The organism is Photobacterium chitinilyticum (assembly GCF_004104355.1).
Classification (GTDB): domain Bacteria; phylum Pseudomonadota; class Gammaproteobacteria; order Enterobacterales; family Vibrionaceae; genus Photobacterium; species Photobacterium chitinilyticum.
The window spans coordinates 1-392 of record NZ_RJLM01000245.1 but is presented as its reverse complement, the minus strand read 5'-3'; the positions used below and the strand labels follow the sequence as shown (position 1 = coordinate 392).

The 392-nt window shown below is 38.8% G+C and carries 1 protein-coding gene; it reads left to right on the top strand.

What is annotated here, in order from left to right:
* Positions 1 to 177, top strand: a 177-nt coding sequence (locus EDI28_RS26615; protein WP_164918645.1) for an ATP-binding protein, incomplete at its 5' end; no start/stop codon positions are given.
* Between the last annotated feature and the right edge of the window lie 215 nt (positions 178 to 392).

Genomic DNA, 392 nt, shown 5'->3' with positions numbered 1-392 from the left:
CAAGAAAAACTAGCCCAGTCTTTTTCTGACAATGCTAGTCGCAAGGTCAAGGGGTCTGGTATGGGGCTCTTTGTGGTTAAGAGTCTATTAGAACATGAAAAATTAGCTTATCGTTTCGAGATGGAGGAGAATCGTTTAACCTTCTTTATAGATTTTCCAAAAGTCGTCCAAGACTAGGGAGAGAAAGGGTTTACATAGATGGAGTTAGAAGAAAATCAATCGAAACTGCGGGAAAAACTAGATTTTTTTGGCAAAAAGTGATAAAATGAACAATGTAAATGGGATGACCCATAAAAATATACAGGAGGCCTGATAAAATGGCAATCGTTTCAGCAGAAAAATTTGTCCAAGCAGCCCGTGACAACGGTTATGCAGTTGGTGGATTTAACACA